Below are 2190 nucleotides of genomic sequence, written 5' to 3'. Positions count from 1 at the left end.
CACCGGAACAGCATGAGGTTCAGCACAAGCCGCTCAGCCAGGCCGCCGAGTGAACTAAAGAGGCATGAGCGAGACATAACATCAAGGTGAAAGACGATGTGGGTGGTCAGAAGTGGGGCCCACTTCCCTCATAGGCCGCGTAGCTGCTGTGCAAGGCCATTCATGATACGCGAGACAGTGCTTCATGGACTGTTATCGATCTTACTACGTGTGCGCATGCTTGTTTGGGTTTATGCCCTGGAACTGCATGTTATCGGTCGTTCATTATCGTCGTAGGTTCAACTGGTGCAATCCGAAACTATTCCTTCGGCTCCTGGCACCGGGTTGACGCAGCCAGGCTTAGAAGGGAAGCACAATAGAGCGGTACCTTGGTGCCTTGCGACAGGGAATCCAGAGCACGATTGGATAGGACCAGCCTGCCACTCGCAAGAGGTACACTACGTGGGCTGACCAGTACGCGCCTGGAACATATTGCGATGTCACCTGTGCTCAGCATTGGAAGACAGCTATTGACAGCAGCGTCGGACACTTACGCCATATGAGAATCCCGATCCGCAACGCTTGTCGCTTCGTTGATTCGCTAAGATGGACTAAGGGTCGCACAACTCTCTGACGCTAAACAATGTATATAAAAGTATTGGGCGCTCGAACATACTGTGGCGCATTGCTATTATTTAGAGAGGTATAATGCCGAATAATTACCCGCGAATAGTTAATTTCTGGAGCAACTGGATTAATCGCAGTTCCGAAACTTCGCATCATGGAGTAAGTAGGCTTTCAATAAACTTCGAGCGCCACGCACTTCTGCCACGCCTTCTCGTGTTCGGTATTCTGGTTACAGCAGCTCTTCTCGACGATGGTCCGGGCCATCATCAGGGTCATTGGATATTGCTGGCGGGCTATGCTCTCAGTACCATTGCAGTCGCATGGCAGGTGCAATTCGAACCGCTTAAGCGGATGCTGCCGTGGATCTCCACGCTGCTCGATGCCCTTCTGGCAATCTATATTCTCGCGGAGCATTTACCTGCAAGGTTTGAGGACGCGCACCATGCCTCCGACGCCGTCAGCCAACTTCCCGCTTTCCTCTTCCTGCTTCAGAACAGCTTCCGACTGCGGTATGATCATGCCCTAACCTTTGTCGGGTTGGTTGTGGGTGGATGGGCAGGTGCGCTGGCGATTGCCTATTGGAAGCTTGCCACGACCGAGATAATACATTCATCCGAGGCAATTCTTCATCAGCTGTTTGGCTTGGTGGCATTCGCCGCAGCAGCCATCTTTGTTATCCTCAGCATACGTCGCATGCGGCAGGCCCTATTAAGTAAGCTGAAAGCGCAGCACGAGCGTGCATATTTTGCCCGCTTTGTGCCAAGAGGCCGTGGAATCGACATACTGCGCACGGGACAGCGAAAGCAGTTGAAGGAGCGCCATGTCTGCCTTATGGCCGTCGATATTCGCGGTTTTTCCAATCTGACCCAAAGGCATGACCCCGCCGATGTTCTTGCTTGGCTTCTCGATCTGCGCGCGGTTGTGAACGGGGCTGTGACAGCGCATCATGGGCTCGTCGACAAATACATAGGAGACGGTGTGCTAGCTCTTTTTCTGGAGGGAACTACCAACGAGCAGGCCAGTAATGCCCTAGGCGCAGCCTTAAGTATTCGGGCGCATCTGGAGCAGTGGAACGCTCAACGGGATCAAGTTAGACTTCCACCGCTCCGGTTGATAACAACCCTTCACGCAGGCAACGTTCTGGCCGGAGTCTTTGACGACGGGATACGGGCGGAGTTCACGGCCCTAGGTCCTGCGATGAATGCTTTGTCGCGAATTGAACGCCGAGCTAAGGAGGAGGGGCTAGACGTCGTTGCATCCAAGCGCTTCGTGCGCCTTCTGAATGAACAAGCACTCACACGGCTACATCTCGACCGGCTGCCGCGGCGGATAACAGATCATGACTTGCCTGATATCACGGCGATCTGGGAAGGAGCCGAGAGGGAAGCCCAACCGGCTACGTGCAATATCTAAATGGGCTTGCTTCGCTGAAGATCCTACTGGCGAATGCGTCATGCGCAGATCGGAAGCGTCATAACCTTGATGAAGGCGGCTTGCCGCGTTCATGCGAGCCGACTGGCAAGCTTCCTCTAGTGTTGTGACTCTAACGCTTGTTTCGCACGGGCGACCTTTTCCAGGATAGCC

1 protein-coding gene is annotated in these 2190 nt (G+C 53.9%); it reads left to right on the top strand.

Annotated features, from left to right (window positions below; translation table 11 throughout):
- The first annotated feature begins 687 nt into the window (after positions 1–687).
- A complete protein-coding gene (locus tag OC446_RS30100) occupies positions 688–2019 on the top strand; it encodes an adenylate/guanylate cyclase domain-containing protein (RefSeq protein ID WP_262032551.1) in 1332 nt (443 codons plus the stop codon).
- Positions 2020–2190: the final 171 nt, after the last annotated feature.

Origin of the sequence: Microvirga sp. Mcv34 (assembly GCF_024519725.1) — a bacterium.
GTDB lineage: Bacteria > Pseudomonadota > Alphaproteobacteria > Rhizobiales > Beijerinckiaceae > Microvirga.
Note: the sequence above shows the minus strand (reverse complement) of the source record. Positions and strands in the feature narration are given on the sequence as shown.

Excerpts from the sequence above, each read along its gene's own strand:
- OC446_RS30100 (WP_262032551.1), top strand. The coding sequence starts at position 688 with ATGCCGAATAATTACCCGCGAATAGTTAATTTCTGGAGCAACTGGATT.